The sequence below is a fragment of the Stieleria sp. genome (assembly GCF_041595215.1).
Lineage (GTDB): Bacteria > Planctomycetota > Planctomycetia > Pirellulales > Pirellulaceae > Stieleria > Stieleria magnilauensis.
Genome location: NZ_JBFHKV010001025.1, coordinates 1 through 3,074, shown reverse-complemented (window position 1 = coordinate 3,074; position 3,074 = coordinate 1). Strand labels below are relative to the sequence as shown.

The following is a 3,074-nucleotide window of genomic DNA, read 5'->3' as shown; positions in this document are numbered from 1 at the left end:
TTGATTTTGGGAAACCATGACGTGCAGGTCGGTCGCCTTCCGGCGGCTTGGCCGATCACGGTCCGCGAGCCCGGGTGGTGCATCGGTTCGGTCGCGTTGGGGCATCATCCGATGGAACCACCCGAGGGTGCCGACCTGTCTGTGTGCGGCCATCTGCATCCGGCGATACGCTATCGCGTTGGTCGCGAGTCCGCGGGCAAACTGTCTTGTTTTTGGTATTCGGCCGGGTGCCTGGTCTTACCCGCGATCGGAGAATTCACCGGGACGCATCTGGTTCGCCCGCGACAAAATGACTCGACTTGGTTCATCGCGGGCAACGAAGTTCACGCGTTGTAGTTTGGCGATCGAGTGCGGATCCGATCGCGGGTGACAATCGGAGTGAAAAATGGCAATTTCGTGAGGGTGAAGAATTGCTGTGCGTCCGATACCGCTATCATGCGACTCCCGGTTCCCGCTTTTCAACGACGACCACCACGAACGGGCCATGCTTGCGACAACAGTGCTTTCGACAATCGTCCCGTCGGTTTTCGGCAACCTCTTGGCGCTTGACGAGACAGCCGCTCGTGGGCTTTCCATCGCCGTGGCAGGCATGTTGATCGTGATGTTTGCGCTCACGTTCATCAGTCTGTTCATCGCCGCATCGCCTCGCATTCTCGCCGCGGTCGCCAAAGTCTATCCGGAGCCTGTCGAGCGTCATCGCAAGCGGCCGGATCCGAAGGGTCAATCTGGTGATGACGAAGTCGTTCTGGCGGCCATCGGATTTGTGTTGCACACCGAGTTTCAGCGTCAGTGCGCGGCCGAGAACGCGGCGATAAAGAAAGGATGACGGCGAGAGGAACGTGGGGCAGTTGTTGGCACCGTGGATTGTGAAGGTAATCGATGGATATCCTCCAAGAGTTTATAAAAACGACCGGCTTCTGGTCGCTCGGACCCGGCAACGTGGTCATGATCGTGATCGGGATTGTGTTCATCGCGCTGGCGATCACAAAGGATTACGAGCCGTTGTTACTGGTCCCGATCGGCATGGGGGCGATCGTCGGCAACATCCCGTTGATCGAAGGCATGTCGTTGAGTGTTTACGACATGCATCGGTGGGTGATTGAAGACGGGCAAGTCAATTATCAGCCAGGCAGTGTGCTGAGCTATTTGTATTTTGGCGTCAGTTGGGGCATCTACCCGCCGTTGGTCTTTTTGGGCATCGGTGCGATGACGGATTTCTCCACGATGCTTTCCAATCCGAAGCTCGTTCTGCTGGGAGCGGCGGCGCAGGTCGGCGTCTTTCTGACGTTCCTCGGCGCCATTTGGCTCGGGTTTGATCTGAAGCAGGCCGGTGCGATCGGGATCATCGGCGGTGCCGACGGGCCGACCGCGATCTTTCTCTCGTCCAAGCTCGCTCCCGAATTGCTCGGCGCGATCGCGATCGCCGCCTATTCCTACATGGCCTTGGTTCCGGTGATCCAGCCGCCGATCATGCGATTGCTGACCACGCATGACGAGCGACTGATCCGGATGAAGCCGCCGCGCAAAGTCTCGCGTCGCGAAAAGATGATCTTTCCTGTCGCGGCGTTTCTGATATGCACCCTGGTCGCACCCGGAGCGATGGTGCTGTTGGGGATGCTGTTCTTCGGCAACCTGCTGAAAGAGAGCATGGTGACCGAGCGATTGGCCAACACGGCGCGGACGGCGATGATTGATATCGTCACAGTCCTGCTCGGTTTTTCCGTCGGCGCCAGTACCGAAGCAAGCACGTTTCTGACGCGGCAGTCCCTGTTGATTTTCGGACTCGGTGCGTTGGCGTTCGCGATCGCCACCGCCGGTGGCGTCTTGTTTGCCAAGTTCATGAATCTGTTCTTGAAAGAAAAGATCAACCCGTTGATTGGAGCCGCCGGTGTCTCCGCGGTCCCCGATTCGGCCCGCGTGGTGCAGATGGTGGGTCAGCAAGAAGACCCGCACAATTTTTTGTTGATGCATGCGATGGCACCCAACGTGGCCGGTGTGATCGGTTCGGCGATTGCCGCGGGTGTGTTGTGGGCTGTGCTCACGTAGCGGGGCCTAAGGTCACGTAGCTGTTTGTAAGAGCGTGTTTTGATAACGAGGAAAACGACGTGTCGAAAAAGAAAGTCAACTTCATGTGCACCGCATTCCGTGACGGATTTCAATCCGTGTTCGGCGCCCGCGTGTTCACCAAAGATTTTCTTCCGGCAGTGGAAGCGGCGCGTGATGCGGGAATCAGCTGGTTCGAAGCCGGGGGCGGGGCACGGTTTCAGTCGCTGTATTTCTACTGCAACGAAAACGCGTTCGACATGATGGACGCGTTTCGCGAAACCGCCGGGCCGGACGCGAATCTGCAAACGCTGGCCCGGGGCGTCAACGTCGTCGGTCTGGATTCACAGTCCAGCGACATCGTCAAACTTCATGCCGAGATGTTCAAGAAACACGGCATGACCACGATCCGCAACTTTGACGCGCTCAACGATGTCAACAACCTGATCTACAGTGGCCAGTGCATCGTCGATGCGGGACTGAAACACCAGGTTTGTGTGACGTTGATGGAGCTGCCGCCCGGCTGCGTGGGCGCCCACGACGCGGCCTTCTACGCCCGCACCTTGCAGCAGATCCTCGACGCCGACATCCCCTTCGATGCCGTCTGCTTCAAAGACGCCTCGGGAACGGCGGTGCCGTCGAAAGTCTACGAGACGATTAAGGCGGCGCGGCGGATGCTGCCCGAAGGAACCTTCATCCATTTCCACACGCACGAAACCGCCGGCGTCAGCGTGTTGGCCAACAAGGCCGCACTCGATGCGGGGGCCGATGCGATCGACTTGTCCATGGCACCGTGTTCGGGAGGAACCTGTCAGCCGGACATTTTGGTGATGTGGCACGCGCTCCGCGGCAGCGATTACGAACTGGACGTCGACGTCGAAAAAGTCCGCGAGGCGGAAGAGGTTTTCAAGGACTGCATGCGCGATTACTTTCTGCCGCCCGAGGCGACCGCCGTCGAACCGTTGATTCCCTGGAGCCCGATGCCCGGTGGCGCGTTGACCGCCAACACCCAGATGCTGCGTGACAACGGC

General features: G+C 58.9%; 3 protein-coding genes and 1 pseudogene. All 4 read left to right on the top strand.

The genetic code is table 11. The annotated features are described in order from the left end of the window. Window positions 1-336 (top strand): annotated as a pseudogene (locus tag ABX749_RS27580) (phosphoesterase); the annotation flags it as partial. A gap of 148 nt (window positions 337-484) precedes the next feature. After that, on the top strand, window positions 485-826 hold the full coding sequence (locus tag ABX749_RS27575) for an OadG family protein (protein WP_145207010.1): 342 nt from the start codon (window positions 485-487) through the stop codon (window positions 824-826). Between the two features lie 53 nt (window positions 827-879). Further along, complete coding sequence (locus tag ABX749_RS27570; protein ID WP_145384304.1) at window positions 880-2,046, top strand: sodium ion-translocating decarboxylase subunit beta; 1,167 nt, start codon at window positions 880-882, stop codon at window positions 2,044-2,046. 59 nt (window positions 2,047-2,105) lie between these two features. After that, the coding region (locus ABX749_RS27565; RefSeq protein ID WP_372898860.1) for a hypothetical protein at window positions 2,106-3,074 on the top strand (969 nt) is incomplete at its 3' end.

Bases quoted from the DNA above. Each gene is read 5' to 3' on its own strand.
- ABX749_RS27575 (WP_145207010.1), top strand. From the start codon at position 485: ATGCTTGCGACAACAGTGCTTTCGACAATCGTCCCGTCGGTTTTCGGC.
- ABX749_RS27570 (WP_145384304.1), top strand. From the start codon at position 880: ATGGATATCCTCCAAGAGTTTATAAAAACGACCGGCTTCTGGTCGCTC.